The 526-nt window shown below is 63.7% G+C and carries 1 protein-coding gene and 1 pseudogene; both read left to right on the top strand.

Features of this window, described 5'->3' with window-relative positions; all coding sequences use genetic code 11:
- Positions 1–202: IS66 family insertion sequence element accessory protein TnpB (gene tnpB, locus IVA80_RS04735; RefSeq protein ID WP_247426062.1), on the top strand; the 202-nt coding region annotated here is incomplete at its 5' end.
- A 93-nt stretch (positions 203–295) separates the two neighbouring features.
- Positions 296–526: pseudogene (locus IVA80_RS04740) on the top strand (IS66 family transposase); the annotation flags it as partial.

Raw genomic sequence — 526 nt, forward strand, 5'->3', positions numbered from 1 at the left:
TCGCGGCAATCTCTTGAAGGTGATCTGGCATGACGGCCAGGGCGCCTGCCTGTTCACAAAACGCCTGGAGCGGGGTCGCTTCATCTGGCCGAGCCCGGCTGGGGGTGTGGTGACGATCTCGTCGGCGCAGCTCGGTTATCTGCTGTCCGGGATTGACTGGAGGCACCCACAAGAGACGTGGCGGCCGACATCGGTCGGATGAGGCTTTGAGCTTGCGGATCGCGATGGATGTGATTCCATCATCGTCGTGACCACCTCTGAATCGCTCCCCACCGATCTGGCCGCCGCGCATGCGATGATCCTCGCGGAGCGCGCCGCGCGCCTCCAAGCGGAAGCAGTCGCGGCGAGCGCCAAAGCGGAAGCTGCCGACGCGAAGGCGGCCGAAGCCCTGATCAGTTACCTCAAGCTCGAGATCGAGAAGCTGCACCGCCAGATTTACGGCAGCCGCTCGGAGCGCAAGGCACGTCTCCTGGAGCAGATGGAGCTTCAGCTTGAAGAGTTGGAGGCGACCGCAACCGAAGACGAG

The sequence above is a fragment of the Bradyrhizobium sp. 139 genome, from assembly GCF_023074175.1.
Taxonomy (GTDB): domain Bacteria; phylum Pseudomonadota; class Alphaproteobacteria; order Rhizobiales; family Xanthobacteraceae; genus Bradyrhizobium.